We start from the raw sequence: 18,866 nt of genomic DNA on the forward strand, positions 1-18,866 counted from the left end.
GGCGGTGTCGGACCATCTCTTTTATCAAAGCAGGCAGACAAGGCCATTTATCGACCGTGCCGAAGGCATCTATTTGTGGGATGTTGATGGGCAACGCTATCTCGATGGCTCCTCTGGCGCGATGGTGTCCAACATTGGACATTCGCATCCACATGTTTTGTCCTGCATGGCCGAGCAAATGCAAAAGGCAACCTTTGCCTATCGATTGCATTTTCAAAGCGATATTGTGGAGCGCTTCGCCAAGCGGCTGGCGCAAAAAGCACCGGCTGGATTGGACAAGGTTTTCTTTGTTTCCGGCGGTTCTGAAGCCGTGGAAACAGCTATCAAACTTGCGCGGCAAGCAACGATTGCGCGCGGTGAGCCCGATCGGTTCAAAATCATTTCGCGCACGCCTTCTTATCACGGATCAACGCTTGGCGCGGTTGCCGTTACCGGCACACCACCCTTTGCCGATCCGTTCGCGCCGATGATGCGCGAGATGCCAAAAGTGCGCGCGCCGCTGCATTATCTGGATGGGTTGGACATGGATGATCCGACCACCGGAGCGCATTATGTCCAGCAGATGGAAGAAAAGATTTTAGCTGAAGGGCCGGAGAGCGTTCTGGCGGTTTTGGTGGAGCCAATAGGTGGAGCCTCCACCGGGGCACTTGTACCGCCCGCTGGCTATATGGAAGGACTCCGGGCGCTCTGTGATAAATATGGATTGTTGTTGATCTATGATGAAGTGATGACGGGTGGCGGGCGTACAGGCACCTATTTTGCGGCGGACCATTTTGGTGCCACGCCCGACATGATCATCAGCGCCAAGGGGCTCGGCGGGGGCTATGTGCCCCTTGGCGCGGTGATCTCCCGCAACGACTTGGTTGAAGATGTGCTGGACCATGGCGGCTTTTTGCACGGCTTCACCAACGCGGCAATGCCGCTGGCGGCCGCCGCTGGCATGGGCGTGCTGGATGTGGTGGAAGACGAGCAATTGTGCGCCCGCGCCAGCCGCATAGGCGGCATGGTTTATAACAGGCTGCGCGACCTTCAATCTCAATATCCGTTCATTGGTGACGTGCGGGGCAAAGGGCTGCTGCTGGCGTTTGAATTGATGGCAGATGCGACCACCAAACAGGTTTTGCCGAAAGAACTTAATGCCCACGCCAAGCTGGTGAATATCGCCTATGACAACGGCTTGATCATCTATTCGCGGCGCACCCGCAACGGGGCTGAAGGCGATCATTTTATGGTCTGTCCACCTTTGATCAGTTCCGCTGCGCAAGTGGATGAACTGATGGGATTGCTGGAAAAATCTTTGGCCCAATTTGCGGATCTTTATCTCAAAGAGGTGGCGTGAATGAGCAATAAAGTGATTGTGAGCTGTGCGCTCACAGGCTCCATACATACGCCTTCTATGTCGCCCCATTTGCCTGTCACAGGTGCTGAGATGGTGCGCGAAGGCAAGGCGGCGAGCGACGCGGGAGCGTCTATTTTGCACCTGCACGCGCGCGATCCGGAGACGGGCCAACCCAGTGCAGACCTAGCGCATTGGCAGGGCTTTTACCCGCAACTAGCGGAACAAAGTGATGCCATTCTGAACATGTCCACCGGCGGGTCAGCCGTTATGAGTTTGGATGATCGTTTGTCGGCATCGTCTCAACTTCAGCCTGAGATGGCATCGCTTAATTTAGGCACCATGAATTTTGCGCTTTATCCGCTGGCGGACCGGATCAAGAGTTGGAAGCATGAATGGGAAGAGCCCTTTCTGCGCAACTCAAACGATCTGGTGTTTAAAAATACACCGCGGGACATTGGTGAAATTGTGCGCACGCTGGATGTGCGACCAACTGTGTTTGAGTTGGAATGCTACGATATTTCTCATCTCTATATGCTTGACCATTTGGCCAGTAAGGGGGTGTTGAAGCCGCCGTTCTTCTTGCAGTTTGTGTTGGGTGTGCTTGGTGGTGCGCCGCCATTGCCTGAGGTGCTCTATTTCCTCAAAAACACAGCCGACAAATTGTTTGGCGCGGATTACACATTTTCGGTGATCGGGGCGGGGCGGGCGCAAATGCAAATGGCTGCTTTGTCGATTGCCCTTGGTGGTCATGTGCGCGTGGGGCTTGAGGATAATCTTTATATTGCCAAAGGCGAGCTGGCGACATCGAACGCGCAGCAGGTTGAAAAGGTGAAAGCCCTGATTGAAGCCAATGGCAAGCAAGTGGCGACCCCCACAGAAACACGAGAGCTTTTGGGCATAAACCCAGATACGGACACTCAAACGATCGAGAGACGATATTTGTAATGAAGTTTTTCTTTGACGAAGCCCAGCGACAGCATAACCCGGTCAATTTTCTTTCTTCTGGGGCGCCACAGCCTAATCCGGAGCAGCCCGGGCGTGTGCAAGCTTTGGTGGACGGGGCAAATGCGGCTGGGTTGACCCAAAGCGCGACGGAAGATCACGGCATGGCGCCAATTGCGCGGGTGCACAGCGCTGAATATATCCACTTTTTGCGCCATATTTATACCCGGTGGCAGCGCATTGATGGTGCGTCGCCAGAAGTCATTCCTAACATTCACCCGGACCGACGCACGGTGAGTTATCCGAAATCTGCGGTTGGCCAAGCCGGGTTTCATATGGCTGACACCGCATGTCCGATCTCGGAACATACCTTTCATTCGGCCTATTGGAGTGCGCAAAGCGCGGTGAGCGCCACCAATGATGTTATGGCTGGCGCGAAAGCAAGTTATGGTCTTTGTCGTCCGCCAGGGCACCATGCTTTTGCCGATCTGGCAGGCGGTTTTTGCTTTTTCAATAACTCGGCCATTGCGGCGGCGCATTTGAAACAGAACGGGTTACGGGCGGCAATTGTTGACGTGGATTTGCATCATGGCAATGGCACCCAAGGCATTTTCTATGCCGACCCAGATGTACTAACGGTTTCTGTGCATGCAGACCCGATCCGTTATTATCCGTTTTTCTGGGGTCATGCCCACGAACGTGGCGAAGGCGAAGGGTTGGGCACCAACCTCAACCTACCGTTGAAAATGGGCACGGGCGATGAGGGCTTTTTAGAAGCGCTTGATAAGGGCCTGGAGCGTGTGCGGGATTTTGGCGCTGATATCATTGTCGTTGCGCTCGGGCTGGATGCTTTTGAGGGCGATCCCTTTGGCGGACTTTCAGTCAGCGAACAAGGCTTTGCGGAAATTGGCCGACGCTTTGCACAAATGGATTTGCCGTGCGTGATGATACAAGAGGGTGGCTATTTGTGCGATGAGCTGGGCGACAATCTGACCGCTTTTATGAATGGCTTTAAAGGCGGTTGATTAAACCGTCTTCGCCAAATTCTCGATAAAAGATGCTAGGGCATGCACTGCATCGCCCATATCGTCGGGTGCCGCATATTCCTCTGGGTTATGGCTGATGCCATCTTTGCAGCGCACAAACATCATGGCCATGGGGCCAAGATCGGCCATGGCCGACGCGTCATGCGTCGCGCCAGAGGGTAGGGCAAGTGTCCGGCCCAGTTGCGCTTCTACCGCTTTTGAAAGCGGTTTGGTCAAGCTGTCGGCACATTGCTGGGCTGGCTGGGCGTAGGTCTTGTCGTAACTTATTGTAAGGCCATGCCCCTCGGCGATTTCTTTTGCCTGATCTTCTATTTTTTGCGCGGCTTCGGCCCGAATTGCGTCATCTGGCGCCCGCATTTCCACGGTCAGCCTTGCTTCATCGGGCACGGAGTTCACCACATTTGGCGAAATGTCGAGCGCACCCACAGTGGCGCGCAGATGCTCAGTATTCAGCGCAAGCTCATGCACAGAGCCGATCAGTTTGCTCGCGCCCACCAGCGCGTCTTGTCGGTTGCGCATGGGCAAGGTGCCCGCGTGGCCGGACACGCCATGAAAGGTCACGCTATGGCGTTCAATGCCGCATATGGCGGTCACCACCCCAAGGGACAAATCTTCATCCTGCAGCATAGGGCCTTGCTCAATATGTACTTCAAGAAAGCCCAAAGCCTGATTGTTATTGCGTTTGAGTTTCGGGATGTTTTCTGGCGAAAGGCCGAAGGCGCGCATCGCTTTGTCGATCGAAATGCCATCACGGTCTTTCAGGTGAAGCACTGCAGGATCATAGGTGCCGGCAAGCGCCCGCGAACCAATTAGTGCGGTGGGAAAGCGCACGCCTTCCTCGTCTGCAAAGGCGAGTATTTCGACGTTGAACGGCAGCGTTTTGCCTTCGGAACTGAGCTTTTTGAGGGCAAGAATGGGCAGAGCAACGCCCATAATGCCGTCATAGGCTCCTCCATGGCGGACACTATCTTGGTGTGACCCCATATAGAGCGTCTGGCTGGCCCCGGTGAAACTTGTTCGGCCAACCAATGTCCCCGCTGCGTCCAAATGTGTTTCCAGCCCGGCATCGCGCATCCAGCCCTCAATCAGTGCCAATGCGTCGGCATGTTCGCGTGTGAAGGGCAGGCGGGTTACACCGGGCCCGTCTTCAGAGATTTTTGCGATTTCGGTAAGGCGTTCAGCCGCTAATTTTCCCCAATCAATCAAGGCCACGTTCCCTATTTTGCAAGGTCGGTACGGTGAGGTGCCAGTCGCGATATTCGCCCGTCATGGCCCGCTCATAAAGCGCACTCAGATCTGTGAGTGGCTTTTCGCTATAGTCGATGCGCAAGTCTATGGGCGCTTCCTTGGGTGAAATAATCAACATCGCGGCGGACATCAGGCCGCGGGAATCGCCACCGGATTCCTGCGCTGCATGGAGCGCACTAAGCAGGCGTTCGCCCATATGGCGGTTGCCTTCCTGATAGCCGGCGATGGCATCGGAAATAACATTTTCATGCGCCAAAAGATTGCCAGAGGCGACGCCGTTTTTAAACTTTTGGGCCAAAGCAATCTGCGTGTTCTTGCTGCCGGTGAAGGCAGCTGCATTGCCCTTCGAATCAAGGGCTGCCAACTGCCGCGATTCGCGGCCCTGATCGGCATTTGTCACCGTGTTTACCGCTTCCTCAACGGCTTTTCCTTGCTGCAATAAATCTAAAATATCGTCGCGCCAGAATGTGCTGGGGGCGGCGCCTTGGCTGGCGGAGAGCCCCACATTGACGCGCCCACGTAACACCCAGCCACCCACACAAAGTGAGCCGGTGGCCGCAGCGGCGCCAAGTTGCTTGGTCTCTGGATCGAACACAAGAATTGAGTATGTCATAATAGCTCCTTGGGTTCTATTTATCATGAAAAATTGACGCTTGCAATTTATCATGATAAATACAGTTTGATCCGAAAGGGAGGTCAATATGCAAATTCTGAAATTAACGCGTCGCGCATTCGTCGCGGCCTCTATCGCAGCGTTGGGGATGTTCCCCGCGCTCACAAGCGCCCATGCGCAAACGCCAGCGGATGTGCTGGTGGTGGGCCAAATTGCAGAACCAAAATCATTGGACCCGGCGGCTGTCACCGCGGTGAATGATTTCCGGATTCTGGTGAACCTTTATGAAGGCTTGGTGCGCTACAAGCCTGGCACATTGGAAGTTGCTCCGGCTTTGGCTGAAAGCTGGGACATTAGCGAAGATGGCACTGAATATACCTTTAAGCTACGTGAAGGGGTTACCTTCCATGATGGGACGCCATTGAACGCTGAAGCGGTGAAGTTCAACTTTGACCGGATGTTGGATGAGGATCATCCTTATCACAACACAGGTCCATTCCCGCTGGCCTTCTTCTTCTCTGCTGTTGAAGAAACGATGGCGGTTGATGATCTGACAGTGAAGTTCAAGCTGAACGCACCATATGCGCCATTTATGTCGAACCTTGCTTACCCAACAGGTTTGTTGGTGTCACCCGCTGCGGTGAAAGAGCATGGTGAGGATATTGGTCGTCACCCAACAGGCACAGGGCCATTCAAATTTGTAGAATGGGCATCAAATGAGCGTGTTGTGGTAGATCGGTATGCCGATTATTGGGGTGAGCCAGCCGGTGTGCAAGCCGTTGTGTTCCGCCCGATTACAGATGCCAATACCCGCGTGGCTGAAATGCTCGCTGGTGGTATCGACATGATGGTGGAAGTGCCGCCGACTGCTCTGTCTCAATTCCAAGGTGATGATTTCACCATTGTTGAGCAAGCTGGTCCGCACGTTTGGTTCCTGATTTTGAACGCCAAAGAAGGCCCATTTGCCAACAAGCTTGTGCGTCAGGCTGCCAACTATGCGATCAATAAAGAAGCACTTGTGAATGATGTGCTGGAAGGCACAGCCGCAGTTGCTGCTGGCCCAACACCACCTGCATTTGCGTGGGCATATAATGAAGAGTTGGACCCATATCCTTATGATCCGGAAAAAGCCAAAGAATTGTTGGCTGAAGCGGGTGCCGAGGGTGCTGAGTTGACCTTCTATGTCACCGAAGGCGGATCTGGCATGCTTGATCCGGTTGCTATGGGTACGGCCATCCAGGCGGATTTGGCTGCAGTAGGTCTTGATGTGAAAATCGAGACTTATGAGTGGAACACCTTCCTGGGTGAAGTGAACCCTGGCCTTGAAGGCAAAGCCGATATGGCTGAGATGGCGTGGATGACCAACGATCCAGACACCTTGCCCTATCTTGCCTTGCGCACAGACGCATGGCCCGAAAATGGTGGCTTCAACTCTGGCTATTACTCCAATGAAAAAGTGGATGAGCTGCTTGAAAAAGCCCGCACATCTACAAGCCAGGACGAACGTGCTGAGCTGTATCGTGAAATGCAGGTTATCGTTCAAGAAGATGCTCCATGGGTGTTTGTGGCCAACTGGAAACAAAATGCAGTGACCAACGACCGGGTGGAAAATTTCGATCTCGAACCATCCTTCTTGCTTCACTTGCAGAATGTGACCAAGAACTAAAACTGAATTGGCGGGCATAACGTCCGCCAATTTCTTTGATAGGGGGGAATAATGGCTGCCTATATTCTCAAAAGGCTGATATCGGCCATTCCGGTTTTATTCGGCATTACGCTCATTGTGTTTTTGATCATGGCGATGATCCCCGGTGATCCGGCGACCGCAATTTTGGGCGCCTATGCGACACCGGAAAATGTGGCGAAAATCAATAAAGACCTTGGCCTGGACGCTCCCCTCTTTCAGCGCTATTTCATTTGGTTGGGCAATATGCTCACTGGTGATTTCGGGCGCTCCTTTTCATTGAACCGGCCGGTTCTGGATGAAATTCTCGATCGGTTCAGTGCGACGCTTATTTTGGCGGGCACCAGCTTTGTGCTTTGCGCCATCTTTGGCATTTTGGCCGGGGTGATTTCCGCTGCCCGCCAATATAGCTGGGCCGACAAAGCCATCACCTTCACCGTGCTGATCGGCATTTCAATTCCGTCCTTCTTTTTGGGCATGGTGATGATTTTGGTTTTTGCGGTGCGGCTGCGTTGGTTTCCGGTTTCGGGCATGTACGCCATTTATGGCGGCGGCGATTTGCCTGATCTGCTCAATCATTTGGTGATGCCAGCATTGGCCTTAGCTGCGGTGGCCACAGGTGTTGTGGCGCGGATGTCGCGCTCGGCGATGCTTGAGGTGTTGCGGCAAGATTATATCCGTACTGCACGCGCCAAGGGCGTGCACGAGCGCAAAGTGATCTTGGGGCACGCGCTGAAATCAGCGATGGTGACCATCATTCCTGTGCTCGGCATTCAAGCCGGGTTTGTGCTGTCGGGCGCGGTATATATTGAAATGGTTTTCCAATGGCCGGGCATTGGCCGCATGTTGGTGGATGCGATTTTGAAACGCGACATTTTGCTGGTGCAAGGCGGTGTGGTGTTCGTCGCGGCCTGTTACGTGCTGTTTAATATTATTGTCGATGTGGCGCAATCTCTTCTCGATCCGAGGATCAAATCATGATCCAGTTTCTCAAACTATTATTCCGCAACCGTTTGGCTGGCCTTGGCGCTGTGGTGCTGACCTTCATTTTGCTGTTGGCGCTGTTGACGCCGATTTTGCCGCTGCCCGACCCTGACATCACCGCGACCGGGGACCGCTTTATGCCGCCCTTCTCGGACGGGCATTTATTGGGCACCGATCATTTGGGCCGCGACCTGCTTTCCCGCTTGATGTGGGGCACGCGCTTGTCGCTGGCTGTGGGTGCAGCGGCAGCTCTAATCGCGGCCTTTATCGGTTCGACCATCGGGATTGTCGCTGGCTTTCTGAGTGGTCGCACGGACAATGTGATTATGCGGCTTGTCGATATGCTGATGGCCTTTCCCTATATCCTGCTGGCGCTGGCGATTGTGGCGGCGCTTGGGCCCGGGCTGATCAACGCTTTGATCGCTGTGGCTGCGGTCAATATACCGTTTTTCGCGCGGAATATACGTGGCGTCACGGTTGGGTTGGCCAACAAAGAGTTTGTCGATGCGGCCCGGCTGAGCGGCATGAGCAATATCCAGATCATTTTGTCTGAAATTTTGCCCAATGTGTTGCCGGTGATTGTGATTGCCATGTCGACCACCGTTGGGTGGATGATTTTGGAAACGGCGGGCCTGTCCTTCCTCGGCCTTGGGTCACAACCGCCGCAGGCGGATTTGGGCTCTATGCTTGGGGAGGCGCGCGCCGCACTGATCACCTCGCCGCACACCTCGATTGTGCCGGGCATCATGATCTTTTTGATCGTCATGTCGATCAATCTACTGGGCGATGGCGTGCGGGATGCGATTGATCCGCGCTTGAAATCGGGCGCCCTGTCGCGGCCTTTGCCAGCCACAATTGTGGAACGCAAAGAGACGCCGCCAGTTGCGAGCGATGATTTGTTGGCGCTGCAGGATCTGCGCACCGAATTTCATGTTGGTGACCGGACTTATAAAGCGGTGGGCGGCGTTTCGCTTAAAGTGAATAAGGGCGAGTGCCTTGGCATTATCGGCGAATCTGGTTCTGGCAAATCGGTCACCGCCTTGTCGGTGATGGGGCTCGTGGCCTCACCGCCGGGCAAAATTGTGGGTGGCGCGGTTAGCTTTCAGGGCAATGATCTTGTGGGCGCATCTTACGACGAATTGCGCGAACTGCGCGGCGACCGTGTGGCCTATATTTTCCAGGACCCGCTTTCCACGCTGCACCCGCTTTATAAGGTTGGTGATCAACTGATCGAGGCGATGCAGGCGCACCGACGCATGCCGCAAAAAGAAGCGCGGGCGCGGGCAATTGAGTTGCTCGATTCCGTCCGCATTCCGAATGCGGCGCGGCGGGTGGATAATTATCCGCACGAAATGTCTGGCGGTATGCGCCAGCGTGTGTCCATCGCCATGGCTTTGGCCAACGAGCCGGATGTGATCATCGCGGATGAACCGACGACGGCGCTGGATGTGACGGTGCAAGCACAAATCTTGTCGTTGCTTGATGATTTGCGGCGTGAACGTGATTTGGCGATTGTCTTTATCACCCACGATTTTGGCGTGGTGGCGCAATTGTGTGATCGCGTCGCGGTGATGTATGCGGGGCGTATCGTGGAAGAGGGGCCAACAGCTGCCATTCTTGATGATCCGCAACATCCTTATACCAAACGATTGATGGCTTGTGTGCCGGAACTGGGCGGCGGCAAGCGCGAGTTGCATGCCATTGCCGGGTTGCCCCCTGCGGTGGATCGATTGCCGCAAGGGTGTGCGTTCGCGCCGCGGTGCGAGTTTGCGCAAGATGTGTGCAGGCAAGGTGAGATCAAGCTGGAGCCAAATGGCGACCGCGCCGTGCGGTGCCTATTTCCCGATAAGGTTAGCCAAACCGAGGTGACATCATGAATGCACTTGAAGTGAAAGACCTCACCAAGACGTTTGAGGTGGGCAAAACCCTGTTCACGAAAGGGCAGGGCGTGAAGGCCGTGCGCGGCATGAGCTTTGATGTGCGTGATGGTGAAACGCTGGGCATTGTGGGGGAAAGCGGCTGTGGTAAGTCCACTTTGGCGCGGATGCTGGTGGGGCTGTTGCCGCCCAGCGAAGGCGACATTCAGATTGAGGGCAAAGTGCAGGACAAGGCCAACCCCCGTGAGTTTGGCCAGATGATCCAATATGTGTTTCAAGACCCGATTTCTAGCCTGAACCCGCGTAAAACCATCCGTCAGATTATTGAAACGCCGTTAAAGCGGTTGCATGGCATGGGCAAAGCCGAGCGAAGCAAGCGGATCAGCGAGATTTTTGCTTCGGTCAATCTGCGGGAAGAGTTTTTGGATCGTTATCCGCACGAATTTTCCGGCGGGCAGGCGCAGCGGATCGGCATTGCGCGGGCTTTGGCCGCGGCGGCCCGTATCCTGATTTTAGATGAACCCGTGTCTGCGTTGGATGTATCGGTGCAGGCGCAAGTCTTGAACCTGCTGGCAGATTTGAAGAAAGAGTTTGGCCTCACTTACTTGTTCATCAGCCACGATTTGGCAGTTGTGGAAGCGGTGAGTGATCGGGTGATGGTTTTGTATTTTGGGGCGATTGTGGAAGTTGGGCCAGCCGATGCCATCTTCAAACATGCCAAACACCCCTACACCAAATTGCTGGCGGATAGTGCGCCAGTGGTGGGGCGGGCGCTGGAAGCGCCAAAGCAAAAGGCCGATGAATTGCCTGATCCGCTCAACCCGCCAAAGGGCTGCCCGTTTGCCAAGCGCTGTATATATGCTACTGACATTTGCGAAACTACTGATCCGGCGCTAATCGAAATGGGAGAAGATCACTTTGCCGCTTGTCACAACCCAATCAAAGGATGAGCCGCGGCTAAGCCGGCCTGTCCGCGTAGCCGAAGCCATTAAAGACTGGGTGGTGGAAAAAGGGCTTAAAAAGGGTGATCGCCTGCCAAGCGAACCGGAGATGATCGAGCAGTTTGGCATGGCCAAAGGCACCATTCGTGAGGCGATGCGGATATTGGAGGCGCAGGGCTTGGTGCGCACCCGCACCGGACCCGGTGGTGGCAGCTTTGTGCACGAAGTGTCCAAGCAACGGGCGCGGGCCTTGCTGGGGAATTACTTCTATTTCCAAGATTTGACCATTGCTGACATTTATGAGCTGCGCTGTACGCTGGAGCCACAATTGGCCGCATCGCTCGCGGGCAAATTGTCGGATGAGTTTTTGGATCAGCTTGAGGCCAATATTGCCAGCTATCCGGAACCGGCCCAGTCGGCGGATGAAGAGCGCGAGCAACATATCGCCTCGCTGCGGTTTCACGCTTTGCTGGCCACGCAGTCCAAGAACAAGCTGCTGGGTTTTTTGATCGACTTTATGACCAACATGCTGGCGGATCTTACGGTTTATCGCAAATTATATAATCCACCGAATGTCGAGCTTTGGCAGCGAGGCCGGGACTATCAGGAGCATCTGGTGCAGGCACTGCGCGATGGTGATGCGGCAGCGGCACATCAAATTATGGGTGACCATATGGCGACCGCGCAAACCCTGATGTCGCTGCAAGAAGCGGAGATGCAAAAGCGGTTTATTTCCGAATAGCCCATTGCATCAACCCCGATGCTGCGGCGCGGCCCGTGGCCAAGCAGGCGGTGATCAGATAGCCACCAGTTGGCGCTTCCCAATCAATCATTTCACCCGCCACAAAAAGGCCGGGGCGCTTTTTGAGCATATAATTGGAATCCATTTCATCCCATTTCACGCCGCCTGCGCTGGAAATGGCGTGGGTGATCGGTTGGGGCGCGATGATTGGTAAGGGCAGTGCCTTGATCAATTGCGCCAGTTCTGCCGGCGTGCGTTTGCCGGCGTCAGGTTGCACCTCGCGCACAAGCGCGGCTTTTGCCCCGGTGAGTTTGGCGCCTTTGCGCAACAGGTTAGACAGGCTTTGCTTGGGCTTTTGTTTTTCCAGTCTGGTTATGAGCTTTTCCACCGTTTGGCCGGGCACCAGATCGAGGACCAATTCGGCCCTACCTTTTTCCGCGATTGCGTCGCGTAAAGCGGCGCTGTGGTGGTAGATCAGGCTGCCTTCAACACCATTCTTTGTAATGACAAACTCGCCCAATTGGGTGCCAAAATCGCTTGTGGCCCCAACGGATTTGATGGGGGCACCCGCAAACTTTTCTTTAAAATGGTCACTCCATTCCACCACAAATCCACAATTGGCGGGTTGGAAGGGCGCAATATCGATATCAAGCTGATTTAGATATTCAATCCAGTCACCATTGCCACCCAAGCGGGGCCATGAGGTGCCGCCGAGGGCAAGAATGGTGCCGTCGTGCTGGGCTTTCACCATACCTTCGGGGGTGTCGAACACCAATTTGTCGCCATCAAATCCGGCCCAGCGGTGTCGGGTTTTGAGGGTAACGTTTAAATCGTTCAGCCGTCCCAGCCAATTGCGCAGCAATGGTGACGCTTTCATGGCCCTCGGGAACACGCGGCCAGAGGAGCCGACAAATGTTTCTGCCCCCATTTCATTGGCCCAGCGGCGAATATCCATGGGCATCAAATCGTCAAGTGCTGGCGCGAGAGCGGCACTGGCGCGACCATAGCGAGATTTGAACTGGTCAAATTCTTCATTGTGGGTGATGTTCAGGCCAGATTTGCCTGCCATCAAAAATTTGCGGGCCGGGGTGGGCATGGCTTCATAGATGGTGACATCGTGGCCATGTTGGGCCAAAAGTTCTGCCGCTGCTAAACCCGCTGGCCCACCGCCGATGATCGCAAAATTTGAATTTGTCATAGCGGCAACTGGTGCCATAGGGTGCGTTAGGTTGCAAGACAATTGCGTTGTGTCGACCGTGTGCGAGGAGTGAGAATGCTGCCGAAAATTGCGATTTTGTTGGATGAGAATACGAGTGAAGGCGGCACGCGCTATGAGTTGGGCAAAAACTATGTCGAGGCGATTGTGCGGGCAGGCGGTCAGCCTGTTGGACTATTCTTTACGCCGGACCAATTGATTGATGCGGCTGATATTTATGATGGCCTTTTGTGCCCAGGCGGGCGGTTTGCTTATCCCGATCATTTCTACGCACAGGATTGGACATCAAAGTCGCCAGCAAGCGACCGTTTTCAAACGGAGTTACAGTTGGTGGAGGCATTTCTCGCGCGCAATAAGCCAGTTTTGGGTATCTGCGCCGGTATGCAGCTTTTGGCCTGTGTTCGCGGCGCCAAGATGACACCTGATCTGGTGACGACCGAGCATGTTAGCAGACATGATGGGACCGATTTGCGGCATGAAGTGGATATTGTGCCGGATACAAGATTGGCCACGATCACTAAAGTGCGCTCATTTGAAGTGAACAGTTTGCATCGCGAAGCATTGGTTGCTGTGCCCGATACTGTGGTGGTTGGCGCTTATTCTGATGATGGAATAATCGAGGCTATTGAATTGCCGGACCAAAAATTCGCCATCGGGGTGCAATGGCATCAGGAGAAGTTTTGTCGCGAAGACCATCCCGGCAACGCTTTATTTGATGCGATCATCGCGGCCGCGTCCTAGTCGATATTTTGCACGGCTTGTTGCCAGCTTTCCAAAAACTTTTCGCGTTTCATCTGGTCGAGATAGGTCAACAGGCCGATCGACAGCCGGATGGGCACAAAGCGGCCAGAATCGATTGAGAGCAGATTGTCCCTATTGGCTTGATTGATGCTCAAATATTTCTCTGAAATGGGCAGGAGGCCGGACCGTTCGGAAATCACAGATTGCCCGGCGTCGGAGAGCAGGAATTGCACAAAATTCCGCGCCCATTCGCGATTGTCTGCTGCCTTGGCAACAAACACCGTTCGCGACATAACCGGGTTAAAATCGTCAAAGAAATGCACGCCCAAATCTGGATTATCTTCCAGGGCATTCAGTGCATATGAGCCGATCACGTTGAGGCTCATTTTCAGTTCGCCCCGGGTCGTGGCTTCTATCATGCTGCCGGTGCAGCAAAAAACGCGCACGCCAGCCCGTCCCAAGCTTTCCGCGATGCGGAAAAACTGTTGTGACAGCCGTGCTTCTTGCGTGGCGAGCAGATAGCCCGCGCCAGATTTTCGGATATCGTAATACCCGATTTGTGCCCGCAGCAAATCTTCGTTGTCGCGAATGAAATTGGCCATTTCCGCATGGGTTTCAGGCAGGCTCTGCCCTTCAAATGTGGGCTTGTGATAAATCACGGCGGCTGGTTCAAAAGTGTAGCCGAACAATTCTGATCGCCAGGATGCCCATGATTTAAGGTTGGGTAACGCCTGCGCTGGAATTGCTTGCGCGAAGCCTTTGTTGACCAAATCAATTTGCAGGTCCATCGCCGAACTCATCACGATATCCGGCGTGTCCGGATCATTGTTGAGTATGCGGCGATAAAGGTCTGCGGTTAGGATTTCTGTGTATTTGACGCTGACGCCGGGATTGGCGGCCATAAAGGCATCAACAACGGGTTGGAAGGCGGACTTATCAGTTGCTCCCCATATTTCAAGCACTGTGGCGTCGGCACGGGCTGGCTGTATGTGCGCAAAGGAACCGAGACCGACAATCGCCAGCAACAGGATGGCAGCAAGGCGTTGCGCTTGAAAGATCATACGCGCGAGAAGACCGCCATTTGGGCTCTCCCGCAATTGCAACTCGCCGCTGTGAGCATCGACCACCTCCTTGACGATGGCGAGTCCCAAGCCTGAGCCTTTTGCGTTGATATCGAGGGATTTGAAGCGTTGCAAAACTGTCTCCCTTTGGTGAATGGGAATGCCGGGTCCTTCATCTTCTACTTCAATGGCGATGTGATCCTCACCTTGTGGTGTTAAGCGCAACGTGATTTCGTTTTTTTCCGGCCCATGTCGAATGGCATTTTCAATGAGATTTTTGAGGGCTTCATTGATGGAAATTTGGTCGCCATAAATCATCGCTTCGTCATTGTCCACGCTGGCGTCATCAAGGGTCAAATTGACCTCGCGCAAGCTGGTGTCGCGCAACATATCGGTGATCAAATCGCGGACCAGTTTTTTGAGGTCAAATTCGCTCATGGCCTGGTTTTCAGCCCTGTGAATGACCATGGCGTGGGAGAGCAATTGATTGGTTAAGCGCGTGGCGCGGGCGGCCTGGTTTTCCGCTCGCTTCAGGCGACGGCGCATTTGGGTTTGGTCTTTGGCGTCGGCGGCAAGTGACAAATGCCCTTGCAGCGCGGACAGGGAGGTGCGGGTTTGGTGTGCCACATCGGCCATGAACGCTTCACTTTGCTGCCTTGCTTGCTCGAGGCGGGCCATAAAGCCATTGATGGCGTTGATCAGCCCCACTACCTCGCGCGGCGGTTGCAAGCTGAGTTCAGTTAAATCCGTGGGTTCGCGCTTTGATAGGTTCTGCTCAATCTTTGCCAGAGGCTGCAGGGCTTTGCGGATGGCAAACCAAACAAAGGCCAGCCCGATGAGCGAGATCATCGCGACACCTGTCAGGCCCGCCAGAAACAGGGAGAAGGCATGATTGTCGCGGGCAATCGTGGTTTGGGCGATGGTGATCGTGACCCATTTGCGTGCATTGGGCGTGATGATGCTTCGGCTTTGCTGCACGACGCGGACACGGGTGTCCAAAAATTCCTGATCGCTGAAGGCTGGAGCGGCATTTTTCTCGTTTTCGGCGATTTCGGCCAGTTTGGGGTTGCCGGTCAACAAGGTACCATCTTCAGTTGTGAGGCTATAAAATACCCGGTCTTGCGGCGCGAGGCTTAAAATATCGAGGGCCGAGTGCGGCAGGTCGATGGCGATTTCCTCGTCGGCGTAAGACACTTTTTCCAAAATTGATAAGGCCGCCCCGGCTAACAGCAAGTCGTAGCTTTTGTTGGCCGCATTGCGGGTAAAGCCGATCAGGAAAATGGAGATAATCACCAAAAGGAGGGCAAAACCGACACCCATCGCCGTCATCAACCGGCGGCGCAGGGAATAATGTGCGCCTGCTCTAATGCTCATTCACATACACCATATAGCCAAGTCCGCGGACAGTTTTGATGATCAGCGGGGTATCTTCAAGCTTTTTGCGCAAACGCGTTACATGTTGTTCCACGGCATTGAGGCTTGGGGCTTCCTCATAGGTATAAAGTTTGTCAGCCACATCTTCTTTGCTCAGCACGCTGCCCAAATGGCTGAGAAAGATTTCCATCAATTGCACCTCTTTGTTTTTGAGGTCCATGTCTTTGCCGTTCACATAGGCGCGGCGGGCGAGGCGGTCATAGGTGAAATTGTCCGCTACGAACTCATTGATGGCGGTGCCCGCGCTGCGGCGACCGAGCACGCGGACGCGCGCGCCCAATTCGCGGAAATCGAAGGGTTTGACCATGAAATCATCTGCCCCGGCATCAAGGCCCAAGACGCGGTCTTCGATTTGTGATCGTGCAGTGAGCACCAAAACGGGAATATCCACTTGCCCGGCGCGCATGGATTTTAAAATCTCAAACCCGGATTTGTCGGGTAGGTTTACATCGAGAATAACCAGATCGAATTGTGCATGTTTGAGCAACAGGTCGGCGGTTTCACCATTAGTTTCAAGGTCGACGACATGACCTTCATCCTGCAGTCGCTCAACAATTGTTTCAGCTAGATCTTGATTGTCTTCCACCACCAATATGCGCATGGGCTTATCATACGCTTGAATGGGGTTTGGCCAAGTCCTTTTGCTGAAAGTCAGCTTGATGTCAGCTACAAGTCAGCTTAAGGACATCAATATCTGCTATGTACCCAAGGACTTCTCGCTCGAGCAGGGGACTGATTTGATCACCTACACCTCATTCAAGCCGTTTATTTTGCCCATCAAAACATTGGCCGTTGGCGCGTTGGGGGCGGGGTTGGCAGTTGCGCTGAATTTGCCCGCCGCGCCTCTGTTGGGGGCGATGTTGGCCACCGCAGCGCTTGGCTGGGGCGGGGTGCGGCTATCATTGCCAGATCGCTTTCGTGACGCCGGTTTGCTGGTGATTGGTTTGTCGCTTGGGTCAGGCTTTACCCGCGATATGCTTGGCGATGCGGGGGAATATGCATTTAGCTTGGGCTTGCTCTCAATTTCAATCGTGGTGTCGATGTTGGCCAGTTCATGGCTGCTGACCCGTTATTGGCGGCAGTCGGCAACGACAGCGTTGTTGGCGAGTGCGCCCGGCACGCTTTCGCTGGCTTTGGCCATGGCGGCTGAAGGTAAAGGCGACAGCACCACCGTTATTTGCTTGCAATCAATGCGGTTGCTGATGTTGGCGGCATTTTTGCCATTGCTGGTGAGTTTTATGGGGGCTGATGGCTCTGGTGGCGCAAATGCCGATCAAGTGTTGAGTTGGACCATGCTGGGGTTACTGACCCTTTTGGGCATTCTGCTCGGGCTTGTGTTTGGCCGCCTGCATTTTCCAGCGCCGTTTTTGCTGGGCGGGATGGTGGTGAGTGCTATTGCGCATATGGCGGAATGGGCGCATGGATTGCCGCCGGCAATGGTGATCTTTTTGGGCTTTGCCTTGGTCGGCGCGGCCAGCGGTGCCCGGTTTTCCAATATTGCGCTGCATGATTTGGTCAAAAATCTGGGGGCCGCATTTGCAAGCGTTGCTGTGGCTGCTGCCGTGTCAGCGCTGTTTGCCTTTGCGGCGAGCGCTGCTTCAGGCTTGCCCTTGGCGCAAATTTGGGTGGCCTATGCGCCTGGGGGCGTGGAAGCGATGGCGGCGATCGGGTTGGCGCTGGGGTTCGATCCTGCCTTTGTGGCGTTGCACCATTTGTTCCGCATTAGTTTGTTGATCGCCATCCTGCCGCTTTTTGTAAAGATCGCCACAAATGCCGGACAAAAAAATGCCGGGCCCTAATTGAATAAGCACCCGGCGAGGAAGGAAGAGTGGGTGTGCGCACCTAAGCGATGCGCGCACCGGTTTCGGGTTCAAAGACGGATGCCTTTGACAGGTCGAAAGCAAAACTTGCTGTTTCACCTGCAATAATCGTGGCGTCTGCGTTCAAACGCGCTGTGACCTGTTTGCCTGCGAGATTGGTGACCACAAATGTGTCGGACCCTGCGGGTTCCACCACATCAACACGACAGTCGGCAATTTGCCCCTTGGTGATGTGTTGGTTGGTGGAATCGGTGATGTTTTCGGGGCGCAGCCCGAGAATGACCGACTTTTTACCGCTCTTCAGCCCTTCAATCTCACGGTCAAAATCGAGGACGATGTCCTCCATATCCGGGCGTGTAATTGAAATCTTTGTGGCGTCGCCTTGTTTTTCCGCGCTGGCGGGAATGAGGTTCATTGACGGCGAACCCATAAAGTCAGCCACAAACATGTTGGCGGGCTGGTTGTAGATCTCGTTCGGCGTTCCAGCTTGCTGGATGACGCCATCCTTCATCACCACAATTTTCGTGGCCAAGGTCATTGCCTCAATCTGGTCGTGGGTCACATAAACGATGGAAGCACCCAAGGTCTGGTGAAGCCGTTTGATCTCTGTGCGCATTTCCACCCGCAGTTTCGCGTCCAAGTTGGACAAGGGCTCATCGAACAGGAAGAGCTGTGGGTCGCGCACAAGGGCTCGGCCCATGGCCACACGTTGACGCTGGCCACCAGAAAGCTGCGAGGGTTTGCGGTTGAGCAAGTGATCGATTTGCAGCAATTTTGCCACTTCGTCGAGTTTGCGCTGTTGTTCCTGCTCCGCGACGCCGCGCACCTTCATGCCGAAGGTGATGTTTTTGCCTACGGTCATTGTGGGGTAAAGCGCGTAGGACTGGAACACCATGGCGATGTCCCGATCTTTGGGCGATACGCCCGTCATGGAGCGTCCGCCAATGCGGATGTCACCATTTGTGGACGATTCCAACCCTGCGATGCAGTTGAGTAGGGTGGATTTGCCGCAACCCGATGGACCGACCAACACCAGAAAGTCACCCGGCTCAATGGCCACATTGATGTCTTTGAGGATTTTGACCGAACCAAAACTCTTGTCCAGATTTTCAATGGCCAAAATGTTTTTTGCGGTTTGCGGCGTTGCCATTTCTTTTTTCATAGCGTTTGACATGGGA

At 54.3% G+C, this 18,866-nt stretch carries 16 protein-coding genes; 10 read left to right on the forward strand and 6 right to left on the reverse strand.

Features of this window, described 5'->3' with window-relative positions:
* Window positions 1-4: 4 nt before the first annotated feature.
* From MXMO3_RS05390 to MXMO3_RS05400, 3 genes are read left to right on the forward strand one after another with little or no spacing between them, the layout of a single operon-like run.
* Window positions 5-1,339, forward strand: coding sequence for an aminotransferase family protein (locus MXMO3_RS05390; protein WP_117395203.1), 1,335 nt, complete (start codon window positions 5-7; stop codon window positions 1,337-1,339).
* Window positions 1,340-2,284, forward strand: coding sequence for a 3,5-dioxohexanoate:acetyl-CoA acetone transferase (kce, locus tag MXMO3_RS05395; protein WP_117395204.1), 945 nt, complete (start codon window positions 1,340-1,342; stop codon window positions 2,282-2,284). It begins immediately after the preceding gene.
* Window positions 2,284-3,306, forward strand: coding sequence for a histone deacetylase family protein (locus MXMO3_RS05400; protein WP_027834725.1), 1,023 nt, complete (start codon window positions 2,284-2,286; stop codon window positions 3,304-3,306). The genes kce and MXMO3_RS05400 overlap by 1 nt, the downstream gene beginning before the upstream one ends.
* Here the strand turns inward: MXMO3_RS05400 and MXMO3_RS05405 are convergent, their stop codons facing one another.
* Together MXMO3_RS05405 and MXMO3_RS05410 are read right to left on the reverse strand one after the other, a co-directional pair.
* Entirely contained in the window at window positions 3,307-4,533 is a 1,227-nt protein-coding gene (locus tag MXMO3_RS05405) for a M20 family metallo-hydrolase (RefSeq protein WP_117396720.1), read from the reverse strand.
* The gene (locus MXMO3_RS05410) at window positions 4,526-5,188 is read right to left on the reverse strand and encodes a DUF1028 domain-containing protein (RefSeq protein ID WP_117395205.1); all 663 of its coding nucleotides are present in this window, start codon (window positions 5,186-5,188) and stop codon (window positions 4,526-4,528) included. The genes MXMO3_RS05405 and MXMO3_RS05410 overlap by 8 nt, the downstream gene beginning before the upstream one ends.
* Before the next feature lie 88 nt (window positions 5,189-5,276).
* Here MXMO3_RS05410 and MXMO3_RS05415 point away from each other — a divergent pair, with 88 nt between their 5' ends.
* From MXMO3_RS05415 to MXMO3_RS05435, 5 genes are read left to right on the forward strand one after another with little or no spacing between them, the layout of a single operon-like run.
* On the forward strand, window positions 5,277-6,854 hold the full coding sequence (locus MXMO3_RS05415; RefSeq protein WP_117395206.1) for an ABC transporter substrate-binding protein: 1,578 nt from the start codon (window positions 5,277-5,279) through the stop codon (window positions 6,852-6,854).
* A 51-nt stretch (window positions 6,855-6,905) separates the two neighbouring features.
* The gene (locus MXMO3_RS05420; RefSeq protein ID WP_117395207.1) at window positions 6,906-7,853 is read left to right on the forward strand and encodes an ABC transporter permease; all 948 of its coding nucleotides are present in this window, start codon (window positions 6,906-6,908) and stop codon (window positions 7,851-7,853) included.
* Window positions 7,850-9,733, forward strand: a complete 1,884-nt coding sequence (locus MXMO3_RS05425) for a dipeptide/oligopeptide/nickel ABC transporter permease/ATP-binding protein (protein ID WP_205468083.1) — start codon at window positions 7,850-7,852, stop codon at window positions 9,731-9,733. The genes MXMO3_RS05420 and MXMO3_RS05425 overlap by 4 nt, the downstream gene beginning before the upstream one ends.
* A complete protein-coding gene (locus tag MXMO3_RS05430) occupies window positions 9,730-10,683 on the forward strand; it encodes an ABC transporter ATP-binding protein (RefSeq protein WP_205468084.1) in 954 nt (317 codons plus the stop codon). Before MXMO3_RS05425 ends, MXMO3_RS05430 begins: the two co-directional genes overlap by 4 nt.
* Complete coding sequence (locus MXMO3_RS05435) at window positions 10,652-11,416, forward strand: FadR/GntR family transcriptional regulator (protein ID WP_051213573.1); 765 nt, start codon at window positions 10,652-10,654, stop codon at window positions 11,414-11,416. Before MXMO3_RS05430 ends, MXMO3_RS05435 begins: the two co-directional genes overlap by 32 nt.
* Here the strand turns inward: MXMO3_RS05435 and MXMO3_RS05440 are convergent.
* Window positions 11,403-12,614 (reverse strand): TIGR03862 family flavoprotein, encoded by a 1,212-nt coding sequence (locus MXMO3_RS05440; RefSeq protein ID WP_117395209.1) that lies wholly within the window; start codon window positions 12,612-12,614, stop codon window positions 11,403-11,405. The genes MXMO3_RS05435 and MXMO3_RS05440 overlap by 14 nt on opposite strands.
* A 75-nt stretch (window positions 12,615-12,689) precedes the next feature.
* Between MXMO3_RS05440 and MXMO3_RS05445 the strand changes: the two genes are divergently transcribed.
* On the forward strand, window positions 12,690-13,373 hold the full coding sequence (locus MXMO3_RS05445) for a gamma-glutamyl-gamma-aminobutyrate hydrolase family protein (RefSeq protein ID WP_117395210.1): 684 nt from the start codon (window positions 12,690-12,692) through the stop codon (window positions 13,371-13,373).
* Here MXMO3_RS05445 and MXMO3_RS05450 read toward each other — a convergent pair.
* Together MXMO3_RS05450 and MXMO3_RS05455 are read right to left on the reverse strand one after the other, a co-directional pair.
* Entirely contained in the window at window positions 13,370-15,808 is a 2,439-nt protein-coding gene (locus MXMO3_RS05450) for a sensor histidine kinase (RefSeq protein WP_117395211.1), read from the reverse strand. The genes MXMO3_RS05445 and MXMO3_RS05450 overlap by 4 nt on opposite strands.
* Complete coding sequence (locus MXMO3_RS05455) at window positions 15,798-16,469, reverse strand: response regulator transcription factor (protein ID WP_027834714.1); 672 nt, start codon at window positions 16,467-16,469, stop codon at window positions 15,798-15,800. Before MXMO3_RS05455 ends, MXMO3_RS05450 begins: the two co-directional genes overlap by 11 nt.
* Before the next feature lie 58 nt (window positions 16,470-16,527).
* Between MXMO3_RS05455 and MXMO3_RS05460 the strand changes: the two genes are divergently transcribed.
* Window positions 16,528-17,667, forward strand: coding sequence for an AbrB family transcriptional regulator (locus tag MXMO3_RS05460; protein WP_162889140.1), 1,140 nt, complete (start codon window positions 16,528-16,530; stop codon window positions 17,665-17,667).
* A 43-nt stretch (window positions 17,668-17,710) separates the two neighbouring features.
* Here the strand turns inward: MXMO3_RS05460 and MXMO3_RS05465 are convergent, their stop codons facing one another.
* The gene (locus tag MXMO3_RS05465) at window positions 17,711-18,862 is read right to left on the reverse strand and encodes an ABC transporter ATP-binding protein (protein ID WP_425462132.1); all 1,152 of its coding nucleotides are present in this window, start codon (window positions 18,860-18,862) and stop codon (window positions 17,711-17,713) included.
* Window positions 18,863-18,866 lie beyond the last annotated feature (4 nt).

It is taken from the genome of Maritalea myrionectae (assembly GCF_003433515.1).
GTDB lineage: Bacteria > Pseudomonadota > Alphaproteobacteria > Rhizobiales > Devosiaceae > Maritalea > Maritalea myrionectae.

Excerpts from the sequence above, each read along its gene's own strand:
- kce (WP_117395204.1), top strand. The coding sequence starts at position 1,340 with ATGAGCAATAAAGTGATTGTGAGCTGTGCGCTCACAGGCTCCATACAT.
- MXMO3_RS05400 (WP_027834725.1), top strand. The coding sequence starts at position 2,284 with ATGAAGTTTTTCTTTGACGAAGCCCAGCGACAGCATAACCCGGTCAAT.
- MXMO3_RS05410 (WP_117395205.1), bottom strand. The coding sequence starts at position 5,188 with ATGACATACTCAATTCTTGTGTTCGATCCAGAGACCAAGCAACTTGGC.
- MXMO3_RS05415 (WP_117395206.1), top strand. The coding sequence starts at position 5,277 with ATGCAAATTCTGAAATTAACGCGTCGCGCATTCGTCGCGGCCTCTATC.
- MXMO3_RS05420 (WP_117395207.1), top strand. The coding sequence starts at position 6,906 with ATGGCTGCCTATATTCTCAAAAGGCTGATATCGGCCATTCCGGTTTTA.
- MXMO3_RS05425 (WP_205468083.1), top strand. The coding sequence starts at position 7,850 with ATGATCCAGTTTCTCAAACTATTATTCCGCAACCGTTTGGCTGGCCTT.
- MXMO3_RS05430 (WP_205468084.1), top strand. The coding sequence starts at position 9,730 with ATGAATGCACTTGAAGTGAAAGACCTCACCAAGACGTTTGAGGTGGGC.
- MXMO3_RS05440 (WP_117395209.1), bottom strand. The coding sequence starts at position 12,614 with ATGACAAATTCAAATTTTGCGATCATCGGCGGTGGGCCAGCGGGTTTA.
- MXMO3_RS05445 (WP_117395210.1), top strand. The coding sequence starts at position 12,690 with ATGCTGCCGAAAATTGCGATTTTGTTGGATGAGAATACGAGTGAAGGC.
- MXMO3_RS05450 (WP_117395211.1), bottom strand. The coding sequence starts at position 15,808 with ATGAGCATTAGAGCAGGCGCACATTATTCCCTGCGCCGCCGGTTGATG.
- MXMO3_RS05455 (WP_027834714.1), bottom strand. The coding sequence starts at position 16,469 with ATGCGCATATTGGTGGTGGAAGACAATCAAGATCTAGCTGAAACAATT.
- MXMO3_RS05460 (WP_162889140.1), top strand. The coding sequence starts at position 16,528 with ATGTCAGCTACAAGTCAGCTTAAGGACATCAATATCTGCTATGTACCC.
- MXMO3_RS05465 (WP_425462132.1), bottom strand. The coding sequence starts at position 18,862 with ATGTCAAACGCTATGAAAAAAGAAATGGCAACGCCGCAAACCGCAAAA.